This window comes from Brevundimonas sp. (assembly GCF_044336875.1).
GTDB lineage: Bacteria > Pseudomonadota > Alphaproteobacteria > Caulobacterales > Caulobacteraceae > Brevundimonas.
Genome location: NZ_JBIIOP010000008.1, coordinates 90,882 through 107,747, shown reverse-complemented (window position 1 = coordinate 107,747; position 16,866 = coordinate 90,882). Strand labels below are relative to the sequence as shown.

19 protein-coding genes and 1 pseudogene are annotated in these 16,866 nt (G+C 67.9%); 12 read left to right on the top strand and 8 right to left on the bottom strand.

Annotation, left to right across the window (positions count from 1 at the left end):
• Positions 1 to 4: 4 nt before the first annotated feature.
• The 3 genes from ACIQ1T_RS11675 to ACIQ1T_RS11665 all read right to left on the bottom strand — a co-directional run bounded on the left by ACIQ1T_RS11675 (position 5) and on the right by ACIQ1T_RS11665 (position 2,295).
• Positions 5 to 1,426, bottom strand: a complete 1,422-nt coding sequence (locus tag ACIQ1T_RS11675) for a response regulator (RefSeq protein ID WP_395944720.1) — start codon at positions 1,424 to 1,426, stop codon at positions 5 to 7.
• 108 nt (positions 1,427 to 1,534) lie between these two features.
• A complete protein-coding gene (locus ACIQ1T_RS11670; protein ID WP_395944719.1) occupies positions 1,535 to 2,080 on the bottom strand; it encodes a hypothetical protein in 546 nt (181 codons plus the stop codon).
• Positions 2,077 to 2,295 (bottom strand): hypothetical protein, encoded by a 219-nt coding sequence (locus ACIQ1T_RS11665; RefSeq protein WP_395944718.1) that lies wholly within the window; start codon positions 2,293 to 2,295, stop codon positions 2,077 to 2,079. The genes ACIQ1T_RS11670 and ACIQ1T_RS11665 overlap by 4 nt, the downstream gene beginning before the upstream one ends.
• 98 nt (positions 2,296 to 2,393) lie before the next feature.
• On the opposite strand from ACIQ1T_RS11665, the gene ACIQ1T_RS11660 reads away from it, so the two are divergent.
• The 3 genes from ACIQ1T_RS11660 to ACIQ1T_RS11650 all read left to right on the top strand — a co-directional run bounded on the left by ACIQ1T_RS11660 (position 2,394) and on the right by ACIQ1T_RS11650 (position 5,752).
• Positions 2,394 to 3,359: a glycosyltransferase family 9 protein gene (locus ACIQ1T_RS11660; protein WP_395944717.1), complete on the top strand. Its 966-nt coding sequence runs from the start codon at positions 2,394 to 2,396 to the stop codon at positions 3,357 to 3,359.
• 184 nt (positions 3,360 to 3,543) lie between these two features.
• Complete coding sequence (locus tag ACIQ1T_RS11655; protein ID WP_395944716.1) at positions 3,544 to 4,875, top strand: dihydroorotase; 1,332 nt, start codon at positions 3,544 to 3,546, stop codon at positions 4,873 to 4,875.
• A 145-nt stretch (positions 4,876 to 5,020) separates the two neighbouring features.
• Entirely contained in the window at positions 5,021 to 5,752 is a 732-nt protein-coding gene (locus tag ACIQ1T_RS11650; RefSeq protein ID WP_395944715.1) for a prephenate dehydrogenase/arogenate dehydrogenase family protein, read from the top strand.
• On the opposite strand, the gene ACIQ1T_RS11645 is transcribed toward ACIQ1T_RS11650, so the two are convergent.
• The 3 genes from ACIQ1T_RS11645 to ACIQ1T_RS11635 are packed head-to-tail and all read right to left on the bottom strand — an operon-like array spanning position 5,749 to position 6,780.
• The gene (locus ACIQ1T_RS11645) at positions 5,749 to 6,096 is read right to left on the bottom strand and encodes a hypothetical protein (protein WP_395944714.1); all 348 of its coding nucleotides are present in this window, start codon (positions 6,094 to 6,096) and stop codon (positions 5,749 to 5,751) included. The genes ACIQ1T_RS11650 and ACIQ1T_RS11645 overlap by 4 nt on opposite strands.
• A 16-nt stretch (positions 6,097 to 6,112) precedes the next feature.
• Positions 6,113 to 6,487 (bottom strand): ammonium transporter, encoded by a 375-nt coding sequence (locus tag ACIQ1T_RS11640; RefSeq protein ID WP_395944713.1) that lies wholly within the window; start codon positions 6,485 to 6,487, stop codon positions 6,113 to 6,115.
• Positions 6,484 to 6,780, bottom strand: a complete 297-nt coding sequence (locus ACIQ1T_RS11635) for an autorepressor SdpR family transcription factor (protein ID WP_395944712.1) — start codon at positions 6,778 to 6,780, stop codon at positions 6,484 to 6,486. The genes ACIQ1T_RS11640 and ACIQ1T_RS11635 overlap by 4 nt, the downstream gene beginning before the upstream one ends.
• Before the next feature lie 105 nt (positions 6,781 to 6,885).
• On the opposite strand from ACIQ1T_RS11635, the gene ACIQ1T_RS11630 reads away from it, so the two are divergent.
• Positions 6,886 to 7,101, top strand: coding sequence for a DUF4287 domain-containing protein (locus ACIQ1T_RS11630; RefSeq protein ID WP_395944711.1), 216 nt, complete (start codon positions 6,886 to 6,888; stop codon positions 7,099 to 7,101).
• Between the two features lie 7 nt (positions 7,102 to 7,108).
• Here ACIQ1T_RS11630 and ACIQ1T_RS11625 read toward each other — a convergent pair whose 3' ends face one another.
• Positions 7,109 to 8,038 carry an alpha/beta hydrolase gene (locus tag ACIQ1T_RS11625; RefSeq protein ID WP_395944710.1) on the bottom strand — a complete coding sequence of 310 codons (930 nt, stop codon included), beginning with the start codon at positions 8,036 to 8,038 and terminating at the stop codon, positions 7,109 to 7,111.
• 163 nt (positions 8,039 to 8,201) lie between these two features.
• Here ACIQ1T_RS11625 and ACIQ1T_RS11620 point away from each other — a divergent pair, with 163 nt between their 5' ends.
• From ACIQ1T_RS11620 to ACIQ1T_RS11610, 3 genes and pseudogenes are all read left to right on the top strand, one after another.
• Entirely contained in the window at positions 8,202 to 10,427 is a 2,226-nt protein-coding gene (locus ACIQ1T_RS11620) for a TonB-dependent receptor (protein ID WP_395944709.1), read from the top strand.
• Positions 10,428 to 10,525: 98 nt separating this feature from the next.
• Positions 10,526 to 11,617: pseudogene (locus ACIQ1T_RS11615) on the top strand (PepSY-associated TM helix domain-containing protein); the annotation flags it as partial.
• The gene (locus tag ACIQ1T_RS11610; protein ID WP_395944708.1) at positions 11,614 to 11,811 is read left to right on the top strand and encodes a hypothetical protein; all 198 of its coding nucleotides are present in this window, start codon (positions 11,614 to 11,616) and stop codon (positions 11,809 to 11,811) included. The pseudogene ACIQ1T_RS11615 and the gene ACIQ1T_RS11610, both read left to right, overlap by 4 nt.
• Here ACIQ1T_RS11610 and erpA read toward each other — a convergent pair.
• Positions 11,795 to 12,112 (bottom strand): iron-sulfur cluster insertion protein ErpA, encoded by a 318-nt coding sequence (gene erpA, locus ACIQ1T_RS11605; RefSeq protein ID WP_395944751.1) that lies wholly within the window; start codon positions 12,110 to 12,112, stop codon positions 11,795 to 11,797. The two genes, ACIQ1T_RS11610 and erpA, sit on opposite strands and share 17 nt — an antisense overlap.
• A gap of 141 nt (positions 12,113 to 12,253) precedes the next feature.
• Between erpA and ACIQ1T_RS11600 the strand changes: the two genes are divergently transcribed.
• From ACIQ1T_RS11600 to scpB, 5 genes are all read left to right on the top strand, one after another.
• Positions 12,254 to 13,444: a deoxyguanosinetriphosphate triphosphohydrolase gene (locus tag ACIQ1T_RS11600; protein WP_395944707.1), complete on the top strand. Its 1,191-nt coding sequence runs from the start codon at positions 12,254 to 12,256 to the stop codon at positions 13,442 to 13,444.
• A gap of 79 nt (positions 13,445 to 13,523) precedes the next feature.
• Positions 13,524 to 14,309, top strand: coding sequence for an SPOR domain-containing protein (locus ACIQ1T_RS11595; RefSeq protein WP_395944706.1), 786 nt, complete (start codon positions 13,524 to 13,526; stop codon positions 14,307 to 14,309).
• Entirely contained in the window at positions 14,306 to 15,355 is a 1,050-nt protein-coding gene (nagZ, locus tag ACIQ1T_RS11590; RefSeq protein WP_395944705.1) for a beta-N-acetylhexosaminidase, read from the top strand. Before ACIQ1T_RS11595 ends, nagZ begins: the two co-directional genes overlap by 4 nt.
• A gap of 6 nt (positions 15,356 to 15,361) precedes the next feature.
• Positions 15,362 to 16,183: a segregation and condensation protein A gene (locus ACIQ1T_RS11585; protein WP_395944704.1), complete on the top strand. Its 822-nt coding sequence runs from the start codon at positions 15,362 to 15,364 to the stop codon at positions 16,181 to 16,183.
• The gene (scpB, locus tag ACIQ1T_RS11580) at positions 16,180 to 16,851 is read left to right on the top strand and encodes an SMC-Scp complex subunit ScpB (protein ID WP_395944703.1); all 672 of its coding nucleotides are present in this window, start codon (positions 16,180 to 16,182) and stop codon (positions 16,849 to 16,851) included. The genes ACIQ1T_RS11585 and scpB overlap by 4 nt, the downstream gene beginning before the upstream one ends.
• Positions 16,852 to 16,866: the final 15 nt, after the last annotated feature.

Below are 16,866 nucleotides of genomic sequence, written 5' to 3'. Positions count from 1 at the left end.
GGGCTCAGGCGACGGCGGCGGCGTCCTGAGGCAGGGCGTTGCGCCAACCGCTGGCGGCCCAGGTCAGGACCAATTTGGTCAGTTCCAGGATGTTGATCGGCTTGGCCATGCAGTCATCCATGCCGGCCGCGGCGTACTCGGCCTTCTGTTCCGCCAGGGTGTTGGCGGTCAGGGCGATGATCGGCGTGGCGCCGCGATGGCCCGGCAGGGCGCGGATCGCGCGCGCGGCTGAAACACCGTCCATGACGGGCATCTGGATATCCATCAGGATCAGGTCCCAGTCGCCGCTTCGGGCCGCCTCCAGCCCCTGAGCGCCGTCCTCGGCCGTGGCGCAGACGATGCCCTGGGCGCCCAGGACCGCGACGACCAGGGCGCGGTTGCTGTCGTGGTCGTCGACATAGAGGACCTTGAGGGCGTCGACTTCATCATCCGCCTGGACCGTATCGACGGTCGAGGAATCCTGCAGGAAGGGCAGGGGCAGCAGGTCGTCGGCGTTCGGGTCGGCCGTGGGGTCGGCGGGCGCGTCGCCGACAGACAGGTCGATCATCTCGTTGACCACGGACAACAGGCGCTGCCCGGCGGTATTGATGCGGCCGACATGAGCGGCCTGCTCGAGGTCGAGGTCCGAGGTCGAGAGCAGGTCGGAGAAACCGATCACCGTGTTCAGCGGCGTGCGCAGTTCGTGCGACATGTCGGTCAGGAATTTCTGGCGCGCCTCGGCCATGGCGGCCTTCTGTTCAGCGGCGACGCGGGCCTGTTCGGCCTCGACTCGTTCGGTCACGTCGCGTTCGTTAAGCAGCACGCCGGACTGGCCCGTGACCGGATCGATGACGGGGCGAACGTCCAGATGGTGCCAGCGCAGGCCTTCGCGCGTGACGATCTCGCACACGTCGGTGGCGACGCGCCCGGCCAGGGCGGCGGCCAGCATGGGCTGGGCGCGTTCCGGCTCGGCGAACCGGGCCTCGAAGGCGTGTTCGGTCGAGCCGTAGGCGGCGAAGGCGGCGGGATTGGAGAAGACCGGGCTGCCCTGGCCGTCGAACAGGGTGATCAGGGTCGAGGTGTGGCGCAGGGCTTCGACGGCCCGGCGCTCCTCGCTCTCCACTTCGATCGGGGCGGCCTCGAACAGCAGGACCGGGGTGCCGTCGTCCAGCCTGTGGGTCGAGATGATCGCCGAGACCGTCAGGGGCTGGCCCTTTGGATAGAAGGTCCATTGTTCGGAGACGGTGTCGCCATAGGCGGTGACGCGGGCCAGGCGTTCGGTCCGGGCCAGGACCGCAGGCGACAACTGGCTGAAATCGCGGGCCAGCAGGGCTTCAAGCGTATCGGCGCCCCACAGTTCCAGCGCTGAGGCGTTGGCGTAGACGCCGCGCAGGGCCACGGGGTCGAACAGCCAGATCGGGCGGTGCAGGGCGTCCCAGGCATGCATTGGCGGCGCGCCCTTTCCGGACGGGATGGAAACCAAAGCTTACCCTGGGCGAAAGCTCTTAAGGATCGGCTAAACCGGGGTTAAGGGGCCGCGCCTAATGTCGTCCGGTCAAACGACGGCATAGCGGGCGGTGACGCCGTCCGGCTGGAAGTCGTGCTCGGCTAAAGTGTCCAGCGAGCGCAGGACACGGTCCAGGAAGTCGCCGGGATCGCCGGCCTCGACCGCCGGGCGCAGCCAGTCGGTGACCACGGCGCGGGCCGGATAGGTTCCGACCGGGCCGGGGATGCTGAGCGCAACCTCGATCCCCTCCGCGATCCAGCCGGCGAGGGTGGCGAAGAACTCTGGCGAGGCCAGGAAATCGGACGGGCGCAGGACGTAGAGGGTGATGATTCCGTCCTCGACGCCGTCGGGGCGGACGATGACGCCGCTGCGGTCGGGCCGCCAGTCGTCGGACAGTTCGACCACGCGCCACAGGCAGAACCAGACGCGACAGGTCTGGGGGCGGATCTCATGGACCGCGCAACCGGCGCCGTCGACGCAATAGGCGCACAGTTCGCCGGTCGGCTTGGCCAGTTCGGGCAGATCCAGCGGGATGACCCGGCAGCATTCGACGCAGCCGCCGCAACTCCGGTCCGGCAGCAGGGGCAGGCTCACCCTGCGTCATGCTCCAGACGGGCGATCCGGCGGTCCATGTCGGCGACGACGCCCTCCAGCCGGGCCTTCTCCGAGACCATGTCGACCGGCGTGCCGTCCTCGTAGGAAATGGTCGCGCCCTTGGCGATCAGGTCCAGCCGATAGATGGCCGTGACGCGCTGGGCCTTGAAGCGTTCCAGGGCGGCCTGGGCGGTCGTGTCGAGGGGGCTGGTCATGCGCCGCCCTGTAGAACATCGCGGCCTCGGGGGAAACCGGCTGTGGATAGGGGCGTTTGGCGCTGAACCTCTGATAGAATCCCTGTATCCGTGAGCTGATGATCGGGCGCTTTCCCATCCTCTATATCGCCGAGGCCGACGCCGAGGACGCCGTCCTGTCGTCAGGCGTGCTGGCGCATCTGGTCGAGAGCCTGCCCAACGCCAGCTTCACCGTGGTCGGTTCCGCCGCCAGCGCCCCTCTGTTCGCCGACACGCCGCGTCTGTCGAACCTGATCGTGCTGGAGCGCGAGGGCCATTTCGAATGGATCGCCCTGTGGAACCAGGTGCGGGGGACCAAGTGGGGCCTGGTCGTGGACATGCGCGGCTCGACCCTGTCGGGCAGGCTGAGGCGGGAACGGCGGGCGGTGCGCGGCGCCGACGCTCCGGGTCTGCATGCGGTCGAGGCGGCGGCGGCCGTGCTGAAGCTGGAACCGGATGAGATTCCGTCGCCCCGGCTCTACTGGTCCGACGAGACGATGAGACAGGTCGAGGCCCTGATCCCGACTGGCGGCGGCGACGGGCCGATCCTGGCGGTCGGACCGGGCGTGGAATGGATGGGCAAGCGCTGGCCGGCCGAACGCTACGCCAAGGTGGCGACCAAGCTGCTGGCCGACGACGGGCCTTTGGCGGGCGGACGGCTGATGATCGTCGGCGAGGAGATCGACCGCGAGGCGGCCCACACCATCCGCTACGCCGTGCCTCGGGCGCGGGTGATCGAGTTGCAGGGGAAACTGACCCGGCTGCAGACGGTCGCGGCCCTGTCGAAGTCGGTGTTGTATGTCGGGGCCGACTCGATCTGGACCCATCTGGCCGTGGCCTCTGGCGCGCCTGTGGTCGCCGCCTTCGGCCCGTCCGACGAGACGAGGCGTGGCCCCTGGAAGGGCGAGGCGGTGCGCGGGCCGCGCAGCTTCGACGAGTTCAAGGCGCTGGATCCGCGGCTGAACCAGGCGATCCAGCACATGATGGATCTGCCGTGGGAACGGGTGCTGAAGGCCTCGATGCGAATGCTGAAGGCGCGAGGCTGAGGTCTCTCTTTTTCCGCTCATCCCCGCGAAAGCGGGGGCCCGGTTTTTTCGTTCGCAGATTGTGTCCGGGATTGCCTGGCGAGGCTCGCCTGGACATTGGAGCGCCCAAACCACTGGGTCCCCGCTTTCGCGGGGATGAGCGGATATGTAGTAAGGCCCCAAACCTTCTCATCGGAGCCGCCCCATGACCCAGACCTATGACCTGATCGTCCGTGGCGGCGAGGTGGCCAACCACGCGGGACGCGGCATGGCCGACGTCGGCGTGATCGACGGCAAGATCGCCTTCATCGGCGACCTGTCCCAGGCCTCGGCCGGCGAGGTGTTCGACGCCACGAGCCTGACGGTCCTGCCGGGCGTCATCGACACCCAGGTCCACTTCCGCGAGCCGGGCCTGGAGTGGAAGGAGGATCTGGAGACCGGATCGCGCGCGGCCGCCCTGGGCGGGGTCGTCGCCGTGTTCGAGATGCCGAACACCAATCCCAACACCACCGATCCCGACACCATGGCCGACAAGCTGGTCCGGGCGAAGGACCGGATGTGGACCGACCACGCCTTCTACGTCGGCGGCACGCATGAGAACGCCGACTATCTGGGCGAACTGGAGCGGCTGCCGGGCTGCTGCGGGGTCAAGGTCTTCATGGGCGCCTCGACCGGCGATCTGCTGATCGCCGACGACGACGGGGTGCGCAAGGTCCTGTCGAACGTGCGCCGCCGCGCCACCTTCCACTCCGAGGACGAGTATCGTCTGGTCGAGCGCCGCGCCCTGGCCCGCACCGGCGACTGGGCCAGCCACCCCGAGGTCCGCGACGCCGAGAGCGCCATCCGCTCGACCCGGCGTCTGGTCGGCCTGGCCAAGGAGACGGGGGCGCGCATCCACGTCCTGCACGTCACGACGAAGGACGAGATGGAGTATCTGCGCTTCCACAAGGATGTCGCCACCGTCGAGATCACGCCCCAGCACCTGACCCTGGTCGCGCCCGAGGCCTATCAGCGTCTGGGCTCCTACGCCCAGATGAACCCGCCGATCCGGTCACAGGAGCATGTCGACGCCCTGTGGCTGTGGGGCATGCAGCAGGGCGTGGCCGATGTGTTGGGCTCGGACCATGCGCCGCACACCAAGGAAGAAAAGGCCAAGCCCTATCCGGCCTCGCCGTCCGGCATGCCGGGGGTGCAGACCCTGGTGCCGCTGATGCTGACCCATGTGGCCAATGGGCGTCTGAGCCTGGAGCGGTTCATCGACCTGACCTCGGCCGGCGCCCAGCGGGTGTTCGGCACGGCCAACAAGGGGCGGATGGCCGTAAGCTATGACGCCGACCTGACCATCGTCGATCTGAAGGCCAAGAAGACTATTACCCACGACCAGCAGGCGACCCGCTGCGGCTGGACCCCGTTCGACGGCGTCGAGGCCACCGGCTGGCCGATGGCGACCATCGTGCGTGGTCGGGTGGTGATGAAGGACGGCGAACTGATCGGCTCGGCTCACGGTCAGCCGGTGCGGTTCATGGAGACGCTGTGAGTTTGATCTCCAAACAGGTCGTCACCCTCGGGCTTGTCCCGAGGGCCCACCTGTCCGCGTCTTCAGTTGGATGGGATCACGCGTCGGTGCTTCCGCGCCTTGGGTTGCGGGATTTCCACCGTAGGCCCTCGGGACAAGCCCGAGGGTGACGGAGACGAAGCAAAAACTCGGCCTGATCGGCTTCGGCGCCTTCGGGCGTCTGACGGCGCGGCATCTGTCGGACTGGTTCGAGGTGATCGCCCACGACCCGGTCGCGACCGATGGAGAGGGTGTCGCGACCCTGGCCGATCTGGCGACCGCCGCCGCCTGTCCGACGGTGATCCTGGCCGTGCCTGTCGAGGCGCTGGAGGCGACCCTGGGGGCGATCCGGCCGCATCTGGCGCCGGACGCTCTGATCATCGACGTGGGCTCGGTGAAGGTGAAGCCGGCGCAGGCCATGAAGACCCTGTTGCCGCCTGGCTTGCGCATCGTCGGCACCCATCCTCTGTTCGGGCCGCAGAGCGGCAAGGATGGAGTGGCGGGCCTGCGGATCGCGGTGTGCGAAGTGCGGGGGGCGAAGGACGCGCGTCGTGTCGCCGCCTTCTGTCGCTTGGCCCTGAAGCTGAAAGTGTTTCAGGTCACCCCCGAGGCGCACGACCGCGAGGCGGCGGTGGTTCAGGGCCTGACCCATCTGATCGCGCGGGTCCTGCTGCAGATGGAGCCCCTGCCGACGCGGATGACCACCTCCAGCTTCGAACGGTTGATGCAGGCGGTGGACATGGTCCGTCACGACAGCCCCGCCGTCTTCCGCGCCATCGAACGCGACAACCCCTTCGCCGCCGAAGTGCGCGAACGGTTCTTCGCCCTGGCCGACGAGGCGAGGGGGGAACTGGACTAGGGGCGGCTCGGCGCCTGGCAAGGGCTAGGCACGGAGGCGAGCCGGTAGAATGAGCCGACAGGGGTGTCGTAGCGGCGCAAGGCCATGTCCTCGCCGATCAGGCAGGAGATGCGGCGGTACACCTTGACCCTGGCGAGACGACCTTCGACCTGAACCATCGCCGCCGGTGCGTCACCTCGTCTGCTCGAGGCGATGTCGAACGACACCACCCGGCCCGTTGTGGACTGTGGCGCCTGCACGAAGATCAGGCCCGCCGCGATTACGGCGATTAAGGCGAATGCGACCAGCACTATGCCCAGAGGCGCATGATGGAGTGTCCAGAACAGTCTGATCTTGTGCAGCATGGTGGCTCAGGTCTCGTCAGGCGCTCTTCGCGCCGGATCGCAGCGACAGGCAATAGCCCACCGTCACCGCAATCCCGCCCAGCACGGCGCCGCAGCCGCCCGCCACCGCCACCGGGATCGGAGCAAAGGCCCAGAGGGCGGCGTAGATCAGGCCGCTGACCACCAGGGACCAGGCGGCGACGCGCCGGGCCTGGCGGGCGCAGGCGCCGGGGACGAAGGTCTTGGGCATTCGATTGCCCATCCAGGCGATCATCAGGCCGTTCAGGCCGACGACCACCCGCGTGGCCGTGTCGCCGTCCACATAGCCCAGTCTACGCGCCAGGGCGCCGGCCAGGGCGATGGCGACGATGGCGCCGGCCCAGGCGAAACTGCCGATCAGATCCCTGTTCATTTCATGCTCTCCCTCTTGGGCTCCGGCGTCTCCGCGTCGAGGCCGAACGACTGGACGAAACCCAGCAGCGCCTCTTCGAGCACCGAGAGTTTCAGGTGATAGAGGACGGACTTCCCGACCTTTTCCGCATGGACCAGGTCCGCCTCCTTCAGCACCGCGAAATGAGCCGACATGGTCGGCTTGGAGACGTTGAACCGGTCGCTGATCTCGCCCGCGCTCATCGGCCCCTGGCGAAGGAGCTGGAGCACCCGGCGACGGGTGGGATCGGACAGGGCCTTGAACACCGAACTCATGATATGATGATTAGCTAATCGTCGAAATGAGTCAAGCGGCGGTCGGTTGATTGCGCGTCCGAGGGTTTGCGGACATCAATCCATCCTGAACCGGAGGAGGACTTGATGGCTGACGAGAAGATCAAGGGACCGGCGTCCTATTTCCCCTCCATCGAGAAGACATACGGCCAACCGATCTCGGTCTGGCAGGGGCATGTGCGCGCCGCCTATCCCGCAAAGCACATGGAGTTGGTGGCCCTGCTGAAGGAGGCGCACGGCCTGGGGCACGGACACGCCAACGCCGTCGTCGCCTACACCCTGGCGGAGGACGGGCTGAAATAGGCGGGGGTCAGGGTGCGGTGTTCGCCCGGATGAAGACGCCGACGTCCTCGGCCACGCCGGGCGCGAGCGGCAGGGCCGGATCAGCATAGGTCGGCAGATTGAAGAGGCGATCGGCGGGAGCCGTCTTCAGCACGTGGTTCACGCCATCCCATAGTTTCAGCGTCGCCTCCGGATCGGCGGCGGCCAGCGCCTCGGCCTCGGAGACGGTGATTTGGAGGTCGGTGGTTCCCTGCCCGATGAAGACCGGCCCGTCATAGGCGGCGAGCAGGGCGGCTGGGTCCAGCGGCAACCAAGAGATCAGATAGGGCTGGACCGAGGGACGGAACAAGGCGGCCAGGGCAGCCGGCGGATCGGCGACGGTGCGGCCGGCCTCAAGCTCGGCAAGAACGGCATAGGCTTGGGTCTTTAGCGGTTCAGGGACAGGTGTCAGTTGTTCACGTAGAACCGCGCCGGCCGGGCGGCCTGCGCCGGATAGCAGGATCAGGCCGCACACCTTGTCGTTTCCGCCCTCGACCGCCTTCAGCGCGACCAGGGCGCCTTCGCTGTGGCCGATCAGCCAGGCGCAGGGGCGGCCCGTCAGCCGCGCCGCCTCGGCGGCCCAGGCGCGGGCGTCGGAGGAATAGTCGGTGAAGCGCAGGTCCGACTCGGTCGGGCCGGCGGCGGCGCTGGCGGCGACGCCGCGCTTGTCGACGCGGACCGTGGCGATGTCCTGAGCCGCCAGGCCTTCGGCCAGCAGACGGTAGGTCGAGGCGGCGACGCCCAGGGGGCTGTTTCCGTCGCGGTCGGTCGGGCCTGATCCCGGAATGATCACGGCGACCGCCGTTGCGGCCTCGGGCTTCAACAGGGTTCCATGCAGAGACGCGGGTTGCGAAGGCAAGGCGACTTCGGTGGCGGCGGGCGTGGAGGCGAGGGCGGCGGCGAGGGCGAGGCTCAGCATGACGGGCTCTGGGTTGTGAGACCACACCCTGTCACACGTCATCCGGTGCCGCCATATGGGACGGCGACTGTCGCTCATACGTCACATCCCGCCATTGCAAACCAGTCGCATCAGGGCGTATGGACCGCGCCATCTCCCTGCACTTGAGAATATGTTGCAAATCATGGTTCGCTCGACCCGCCTTGCCTGCGCCGCCAGTCTTCTGGCCCTGTCCATCGCCGTCCCCGCCCTGGCGCAGGAGGCGACGCCGACCCAACTGGACGAGATCGTCGTAACCGGCTCGCAGGTGCGTCTGACGGGGGCGGCCGCCGGCGGCCAGGTGGCCAGGGGCGGGCGGGTCGGTCTGCTGGGCAATATGGAGGTGATGGACACCCCCTTCTCGACCAGCAACTACACCGAGAAACTGGTCCGCGATCAGCAGTCGCGCAGCATCGGCGACGTGCTGCAGAACGACCCGACCGTGCGGGTGTCCAAGGGCTTCGGCAACTTCCAGGAGCTTTATGTGGTCCGGGGCTTCCCGGTCTATTCGGACGACATGAGCTATAACGGCCTGTACGGCGTGCTGCCGCGCCAGTTCGTGGCGGCGGAACTGGTCGAGCGGGTCGAGGTCTTCCGCGGCGCCAGCGCCTTCCTGAACGGCGCTGCGCCGGGCGGGACCGGCGTAGGCGGCGCCTTCAACCTGACGCCGAAGCGCGCGAACGGTCCGCTGACCCGTCTGACCGCCGGCGTGTCGGGCAATGACGAAATCTACGCCGCCGCCGACCTGGCCCGCCGCTTCGGCGCCGAGGAGGAGTGGGGCGCGCGTCTGAACATCGCCAGCCGCGACGGCGAGGGTTCGGTCGAGGACGAGAACACCCAGATGCGCGTCATCGGCCTGGGCCTGGATCGTCGCGGCGACCGCGCCCGCTTCTCGGCCGATCTGGGCTGGCAGGACCACCGCATCGACGCGCCGCGTCCCAGCGTGACGCCGGGAACCGCCATCCCTGACGCCCCCTCGGCCGACAAGAACTTCGCCCAGCGCTGGACCTACACCGACGAGGAGCAACTGTTCGGCGCCGTGCGCGGCGAGTTCGACGTCACCGACAGCATCACGACCTGGGCCGCCTTCGGCGGTCGTCAGGGCAAGGAAGAGAATGTTCTTGCTAACCCGAACGCAAACGCGGCCGGCGTGCTTACCGCCAACCGGTTCGACAATGTGCGTGAGGACACTATCTGGTCGGGCGACGTCGGTCTGCGCGCGGACCTGATCACCGGTCCGGTCAAGCATCGGCTGGTCGCCTCAGCTTCACAAGTTCAACTGAAATCCCGCAATGCTTGGGCCGGTAATTTCGGCGGCTTCGCAGTCGGCACGCTGGACAATCCGGTCTTCATTGCACCGCCGACCAACGTCAGCACATCGGGCGACTTCAACAACCCGCAGATTACCGAGCGGACTCGCACGTCCAGTTTCGCCTTGGCTGACATGATGTCCTTCCTGGATGGCCGCCTGCTAGCCACGGTCGGCGTCCGCTATCAAGAAATCAAAACCGGTTCTTACAGCTACACCGACGGCTCATACGGCTCGGGCTATTCCAGCGATGCGACGACCCCGGCCTTCGCCTTGGTCTACAAGCCCAGCGACAAGATCTCGCTGTACGCCAACTACGCCGAGGCCCTGGTGCCCGGAAAGACGGCCCCGACCCTGGTCAGCAGGGTGGTCGAAGGCTGGGGTGCGACCCCTGTCGCCGTGACCGTCACCAATGGCGGCGAGGTGTTGGAGCCGTTCCGCGCCGAACAGGCCGAGGTGGGCGTGAAGTATGACGCCGGTTCGTTCGGCGGCACGCTGAGCCTCTTCCGCACGACCCTGCCCAGCGAACTGTTCACCGTCACCTCGAACGGCAATCCTGCGACGGACGTGCGTCCGACCGGGGTCTATTCCGACGGCGGCGAACAGGAAAATCAGGGCGTCGAACTAACCGTCTATGGCGAGCCGGTAACTGGCCTGCGCCTCGTCGGCGGCGCGACCTGGCTGAACGCCGAGATCAACCGCTCGCTGACCGCCGCGAACGAGGGCAATTCCCCCATCGGCGTGCCGGACTTCCAGGCCAACCTGAACGTAGAATGGGATGTGCCTATGGTCACCGGTCTGACAGTCGAAGGCCGCGCGATCCACACCGGCTCGCAGGCGGCCAGCGCCGACAACAGCCTGGAACTGGAGAGCTCCACCCGTTTCGACGCCGGCGTGCGCTACGCCTTCGTCGCCGGCGGCAAGGATCTGACGGTTCGCGCCCGGGTCGAGAACGTGGCGGACGAGGATCAGTGGGTCGCGGTCGGTGGTTACCCCGGCTACAACTATCTGACTTTGGGCGCGCCGCGCACCTTCCGTCTGTCGGTCTCGGCCGAGTTCTGATTGCGGCGGGACCGACAGGTCCCGTCCATAGCGACACCGTGACGCCCCGGCCGAAGCCCGCCAAGGTTCCGACCGGGGCTGAGCCGTTCTAGAGACGACCGATGCAAGCCCGAACGATCCGCGCCTGGTCCTGGACGCACAAATGGTCGAGCCTGATCTCGACCCTGTTCCTGCTGATGCTGTGCGTCACGGGCCTGCCTCTGGTTTTCAGCCACGAGCTGAACGAGGTGCTGCTGCACGAGCCGTGGGAGCCGAAGAACCCCGACGGTCCGATGCTGAACCTGGACGAAGTGCTGGGGGCGGCTCTGGCCCTGCATCCGGGCGAGGTTCCGGCCTTCATGAGCTTCGATGTGGACCGGCCGGTGGTGAACGTCACCACCCGCGATCCGAACGGTCCGGCCGGCAAGTTCAACTTCGAACCGATCGACCAGACCAGCGGCGAGGTCGCCCCCCTGGTCGCCGGCCATCCGGTGATGGAATTCCTGCTTCAGCTTCACACCGACATGTTCCTGGGCCTGCCGGGAATGCTGTTCCTCGGGGCGATGGGCCTGCTGCTTGTCGTGGCGGTGGTGTCGGGCGTGGTGCTGTACGCCCCCTTCATGCGTCGCCTGCCGTTCGGCACGGTGCGGGTTGAGAAGGCGGCGCGGACGCGGTGGCTGGACTATCACAACCTGCTGGGCGCGGTGACCGTGGCCTGGGTGCTGGTCGTGGGCGTGACCGGGGTGGTCAACACCCTGGCGACGCCGATCCTGGCCTATTGGAAAGAGACCTCGTTGAAGGAGCTGACCCAGGCCTATGACCATCCGGCGCCGGCGGGGCGGAGGGCGTCGCTGGACGCCGCGGTGCAGCGGGCCAAGGAGGCCCTGCCGGGGATGCAGGTCCAGTTCGTGGCCTTCCCGGGCACCGACTATTCGACCGACCACCATTACGCCGTCTTCTTCCACGGCGACACGCCGCTGACGACCCATCTGACCACGCCCGCCCTGATCGACGCCCGTACCGGCGAACTGGCGGCCGTCACCCCCGCGCCCTGGTATGTGAAGACCCTGTCGCTGTCGCAGCCGCTGCATTTCGGCGACTACGGCGGACTGGCGCTGAAGATCCTGTGGGCCCTGCTGGACGTGGCCACCATCGTCATCCTGGTGTCGGGGCTCTACCTCTGGCTGGCCAAGAAGGGGCGCAAGTCATGAGCCGCCCAAACCCCAAGCGGAAAGACTTCAGCCTCTGGCGGATCTTCCGCATCCCCATCGTCCTGTTCGTCCTCAGCCTGGTCGGCCTGGTCGGCGCCCTGTTGGGGGATGGGGCGTGGGACGGGCTGTTCTCGACCCTGCTGGCCTCGACCGTCGTGGCGACGGCCTGGGCCCTGGTCAAATCGAAAAGCTGACGCCGCAGCCGCAGCTGGAGGCGGCGTTCGGATTGCGCACCACGAACTGAGCGCCGGCCAGTTCGTCGACGTAGGCGATCTCGGAATTCTTCAGGAAAGGAACCGAGACGGGGTCGATCAGGGCCGCCTGGCCGTCGGCCTCGATCCGCAGATCGTCATCCTCGGCCGTCTCGACCAGTTCGAACCGGTACTGGAAGCCCGAGCAGCCGCCGCCGTCGACCGCGACGCGCAGCATCAGGGTCTTGCCCTCGGCCGCGCCCAGTCTGGCCAGGCGTTTGGCGGCGCTGGCGGCCAGGACGATGCCCTCCGGCGCGCGCGTGGCGACCGAGAAGGCGGGTGTGGACGGTTCTGTGGATTGGACGGTGCTCACGCCTGTCTATATGAGGCGCGTAAGGCCATTCGCAAAGGCCCCCCGCGACAAAGCCGCTGCAAAGTTGATGACTTGAGCCAGATCGAACTCGCCTCCTACGCCGAACGCGCCGACCTGACCAAGGGGCGCCGCTATTTCGAGCCGCCCAGTCGCACCCGCACGGCCTTCGCCCGCGACCGGGACCGGATCATCCACGCAACGGCCTTCCGTCGGCTGAAAGAGAAGACCCAGGTCTTCGTGGCGCACGAGGGCGACCACTACCGCACCCGCCTGACCCATTCTCTGGAGGTGGCCCAGATCGCCCGGTCCCTGGCCCACGCCCTGCGGCTGGACGACGATCTGGCCGAGACCATCGCCCTGGCCCACGACCTGGGCCATCCGCCCTTCGCCCATGCCGGCGAGGACGAGCTGGTCATCCAGATGGCCGACCACGGCGGCTTCGACCACAATGTCCAGAGCTTCCGCGTCGTGACCGAGCTGGAGAACCGCTATCCGCAGTTCGACGGGCTGAACCTGAGCTGGGAGACCGTCGAGGGCGTCATCAAGCACAACGGCCCGGTGTCACACCGGCTGGACGAACCGGCCTGGTCGGTGGTGCGCCCCTATCGGACGGGCGGTGAGGCGGGCTGGGACCTGCGTCTGGACAGTTTCGCCTCGCTGGAGGCCCAGTGCGCCGCCATCGCCGACGACATCGCCTACAACAACCACGACGTCGACGACGGGGTGCAGGCGGGGCTGATCACGCTTCAGGACCTGGACCAAGTGCCGCTGATCGGGCCGATGCTGGCCGAGGTGCGGCGCGACTGGCCGGCCATCGACGATCGGATGCTGCGGATCGAGGCCGTGCGGCGGATGATCGGCGTCATGGTCGAGGACGTGCTGGCCGAGACGGCGCGGCGACTGGAAGAGGATCGGATCGTCACGACCGAGGACGTGCGGACGGCGAAACGGACCCTGGTGGATTTCTCGCGGCCGATGCACGCCGACCTGGCGATCCTGCGCAAATTCCTGTTCGAACGGATGTATCGCCACTACCGCGTCAACCGCACGCGCAGTCAGGCGCGGCGGGTGTTGTCGCAGTTGTTCGAGCTGTTCATGGCCGAGCCCGAGGTGATGCCGCCGGAATGGGGCGTGCCGGCCCTGACCGAGGATCGGACCCAGAGGGCGCGGGCCGTGTGCGACTATATCGCCGGCATGACCGACCGGTACGCCATAGAAGTGCACCAGAAACTGTTCAGCCTCGACCTCGCGCTCGATCTGTGATTCGAAAGATGACGGCGGGGCGTTAGGATAAGGGTTCGGCGCGCCGATTCGCGCGGCCGGACAGACGGCGGAGCGCGACATGTCTTTCGATGATGAAAACCGACCGGGCCGGGGCGCCTATACGCCCCCGACCGACGACGATCTGCCGTTCCGTCGCAATTCCTATGATCCGCGCGGGGGCGGACGCAATGTGGGTTCGGGGGGCGGCAAGGCGCCGCCGGTCACCCTGATCATCAGCGCGGTGGTTCTGCTGCTGCTGATCGTGGCCGTGATCTTCTTCTATCGGTCGGGGATGCGGTCCTCGACCGATGCGCCGCCCGCCGTCGGCCAGCCCGTGGGCGAGATGAAGACGGCCCCGCCCGTTGACGCCCAGCCGGTCGATCCGGCCGCCGGCGTGCGCGTCTATCGCGACGAGGCGGAGACGACCGACGCCCCGGTGACCTTCACTCCGCCGCCGGAAGCGCCGGCGCCGCGACCCGCTGCGCCGCCTGTCGCCGCGCCGACCGGCCAGGGCCTGCCGCCGGCCAAGGCCGCGACCCCGACTGCACCCGCCGCGCCTGCGCCGCGTCCGGCCACGCCGCCGGTTGCGACGACGCCCGCGCCGGCTGCTCCGGCTGCGGCGACTGGTACCGCTTCGGTGCAGATCGGCGCCTTTTCTTCGACCGAGATCGCCGATCGCGAATACGCCGCCGTCGCCGGCCGCTTCGGTCAATTCGCCTCGGGCGCCCAGAAGCGGGTGACCGAAGTCAGCACCTCCAGCGGTTCGACCCTGTACCGCACGGCCTTCTCGGGCCTGTCGCGCGAGCGGGCGGTCGCCTTCTGCAACGCGCTGAAGGCCGCCGGCCGGGACTGCATCGTTCGGTGACATCGGCCGCAATCTACGGCTGCGCCGGGCATCGGCTGACGGAGGACGAACGGGCCTTCTTCGCCGAGGCGCGGCCGTGGGGTTTCGTCCTGTTCCGGCGCAACATTGATACGCCGGAACAGGTGCGGGCGTTGACGGACGAACTGCGGGCCGTCGTCGGTGATCCGGACGCGCCCATATTGATCGACCAGGAGGGCGGGCGGGTCCAACGAATGGGGCCGCCGCACTGGCCCAAATATCCGCCGGGCGACGCCTATCTGAAGGCGACAGACGACCCTGCCCAGGCGCGTGAATTGGCCCGGTTGGGCGCACGGCTGATGGCGCATGATCTGCGCGAGGTCGGGATCAACGTCGACCTGCTGCCGGTGCTGGACGTGCCGGTGCCCGGCGCCCACGACATCGTCGGCGACCGCGCCTACGGCCAGGATCCGCAGACCGTGACCCTGCTGGGCCGAGCGGCGGCGGAAGGGCTGCTGGCCGGCGGGGTTCTGCCCTGTATCAAACACATGCCGGGTCATGGCCGGGCCTTCGCCGACAGCCACAAGGATTTGCCGACGGTCCATGCCGATTTCGAAACCCTAGACGGCTGGGACTTCGCCCCGTTCAAGGCTCTGTCGGACATGCCCTGGGCCATGACGGCGCACATTGTCTTCGACGCCGTGGACCGCAAGCGACCGGCGACCCAGTCGAAGAAGACCGTGCGGCTGATGCGCGAGCATCTGGGCTTTTCCGGCCTGATCATGACGGATGACCTGTCGATGCAGGCGCTGAAGGGATCGCTGGGCCAACGGGCGAATCAATCATTGAAGGCGGGCTGCGATCTGGTCCTGCACTGCAACGGGGACATGGCCGAGATGAAGGCCGTCGCCGAGGCGACCGGCAGGCTGAAGGGCAGGGCCAGGGCGCGCGCCGAGGCTGCGATGGCGAGGATCGTGCGGACGCCGGAACCACTGGACTCGGTCGCGGGCCACGAACGCTTCTCCCGCGCCATGGCGGGACGGGTCGAGGCGGCCAAGGGGCCGGACGTGGGAGAGGCCCAGGCCTGATCCCGCATGAGCGAAGCCTTCCAGCCCAATCTGGACTTCACCGCCGTCGCCGAGGTCGAGGAGCGCGAAGCCTTCGTCGTGGATCTGGACGGTTATGAGGGGCCGCTGCACGTTCTGCTGGCCCTGGCGCGGAACCAGAAGGTCGACCTGCTGAAACTGTCGATCACCCAGTTGGCGGAACAGTATCTGGCCTTCGTGCACGAGGCGCGGCGCAGGAACTTCGCCCTGGCCGCCGACTATCTGGTGATGGCCTCGTGGCTGGCCTATCTGAAGTCTCGCCTGCTGCTGCCGCGCACCGACAAGGGCAAGGGCGAGGAGCCCCCGGCCGAGGAGATGGCCGCCGCCCTGGCCTTCCGCCTGCAGAAGCTGGAGGCGATGCGCAAGGCGGTCGAGCAGTTGATGGCCCGTCCCCAGCTGAAGCGTGACGTCTTCACGCGCGGCGATCCCGAGGCGAAGGTTATCGTCCCGTCCGACCGGATTGACGCCAGTCTGTATGAACTGATGAGTGCCTATGTGGTGCAGCGGCGGCGCGAGGAGGCCAGACGCTATGCGCCGGGCCAGCGGGTCGAGGCCTTCCAGCTGGAAGCCGCGCGCGACTGGCTGCGCGAGATCATGCCGAAACTGGCCGACTGGACCCCGCTGGACCAGATCGCCCCGCACCGCGAGGACGGGGACGGCCCGACCCAGGCCAGCTATACGGCCTCGACCCTTTCGGCCAGTCTGGAACTGGTCAAGGAGGGGGCGATGGACATTCGACAGGCGCAGGCCTTCGCGGACCTGTATCTGAAGCGGCGCGGTCAGGGGCAGCCGCTGGAGCTGACGCCGTGAGCGATCTCTCCTTCCAGCCCGACGAGGCCGAGATCGAACGCCGGGTCGAGGCCCTGCTGTTCGCCGCCGCCGGCCCGCTGACCGCCGCCGAGATCGCCGCCCGCCTGCCGGAGGGCTGCAACGTCGCCCGCGCCATTTCCGGTCTGCGCGCCCGCTACGAGGGGCGGGGGGTGGAGCTGGAATGCGTCGCCGACCGATGGCGGTTCCGCACCGCCCCGGATCTGGCCTTCATGATGACCGAGGAGCGCGAGGAGCCGCGCCGCCTGTCCAAGGCCGCGTTGGAGACCCTGGCCATCATCGCCTATCATCAGCCCGTCACCCGCGCCGAGATCGAAAGCGTGCGGGGCGTGACCATCTCCAAGGGCACGCTGGACCTGCTGCTGGAGATGGGGTTCGTGCGGCTGCGCGGGCGTCGGCGCACGCCGGGGCGGCCGGTCACCTATGCGACGACGGACAAGTTCCTGGAACATTTCGGCCTGGCGACCCTGTACGATCTGCCGGGCGTGCAGGAGATGAAGGCGGCGGGCCTGCTGGACCTGTCGCTGCCGGTCGGGTTCGAGGTGCCGGACCCCAGCCGAGCGTCCGAGGCCGACGACGAGGACGGGAGCCTTCCGCTGGACGACGAGACGCCCGAGTTCGCCCAGGATTTCGTCGGCGAGGAACGGTAAGCCCCGTATCCACCC

Coding starts and splice junctions, on each gene's coding strand:
- ACIQ1T_RS11675 (WP_395944720.1), bottom strand. CDS start 1,426: ATGCATGCCTGGGACGCCCTGCACCGCCCGATCTGGCTGTTCGACCCC.
- ACIQ1T_RS11665 (WP_395944718.1), bottom strand. CDS start 2,295: ATGACCAGCCCCCTCGACACGACCGCCCAGGCCGCCCTGGAACGCTTC.
- ACIQ1T_RS11660 (WP_395944717.1), top strand. CDS start 2,394: ATGATCGGGCGCTTTCCCATCCTCTATATCGCCGAGGCCGACGCCGAG.
- ACIQ1T_RS11655 (WP_395944716.1), top strand. CDS start 3,544: ATGACCCAGACCTATGACCTGATCGTCCGTGGCGGCGAGGTGGCCAAC.
- ACIQ1T_RS11645 (WP_395944714.1), bottom strand. CDS start 6,096: ATGCTGCACAAGATCAGACTGTTCTGGACACTCCATCATGCGCCTCTG.
- ACIQ1T_RS11640 (WP_395944713.1), bottom strand. CDS start 6,487: ATGAACAGGGATCTGATCGGCAGTTTCGCCTGGGCCGGCGCCATCGTC.
- ACIQ1T_RS11635 (WP_395944712.1), bottom strand. CDS start 6,780: ATGAGTTCGGTGTTCAAGGCCCTGTCCGATCCCACCCGTCGCCGGGTG.
- ACIQ1T_RS11630 (WP_395944711.1), top strand. CDS start 6,886: ATGGCTGACGAGAAGATCAAGGGACCGGCGTCCTATTTCCCCTCCATC.
- ACIQ1T_RS11625 (WP_395944710.1), bottom strand. CDS start 8,038: ATGCTGAGCCTCGCCCTCGCCGCCGCCCTCGCCTCCACGCCCGCCGCC.
- ACIQ1T_RS11620 (WP_395944709.1), top strand. CDS start 8,202: ATGGTTCGCTCGACCCGCCTTGCCTGCGCCGCCAGTCTTCTGGCCCTG.
- ACIQ1T_RS11610 (WP_395944708.1), top strand. CDS start 11,614: ATGAGCCGCCCAAACCCCAAGCGGAAAGACTTCAGCCTCTGGCGGATC.
- ACIQ1T_RS11595 (WP_395944706.1), top strand. CDS start 13,524: ATGTCTTTCGATGATGAAAACCGACCGGGCCGGGGCGCCTATACGCCC.
- ACIQ1T_RS11585 (WP_395944704.1), top strand. CDS start 15,362: ATGAGCGAAGCCTTCCAGCCCAATCTGGACTTCACCGCCGTCGCCGAG.